Here is a 274-nt window from a genome sequence, read left to right on the forward strand (position 1 = left end):
GTGTGATTGAGCTTCCAGTTGGCCGCAATGACCGGCTTGAGATGCATGGAAAAGTCCGGAGAAATGAACGGAGATCAGCGCGCGTCGAGCGCGCTGACCCCGGGAAGGTCCTTCCCTTCGAGGAACTCGAGCGACGCGCCACCGCCCGTCGAGACGTGGCTCATCTGCGATTCGAGGCCGGCTTCGGCAACCGCCGCCGCACTGTCACCACCGCCGATGATCGTGGTCGCGCCATTGGCGGTGGCGATCGCCATCGCTTCGGCCACACCGCGCG

The 274-nt window shown here is 65.3% G+C and carries 1 protein-coding gene; it reads right to left on the minus strand.

Annotated features, from left to right (window positions below; genetic code table 11):
- Window positions 1-74 precede the first annotated feature (74 nt).
- On the minus strand, window positions 75-274 hold a 200-nt coding region (pgk, locus tag ACS2QP_RS27675), incomplete at its 5' end, for a phosphoglycerate kinase (protein WP_438883049.1).

Source organism: Bacillus cereus group sp. Bce019 (assembly GCF_051781745.1).
GTDB lineage: Bacteria > Bacillota > Bacilli > Bacillales > Bacillaceae_G > Bacillus_A > Bacillus_A cereus.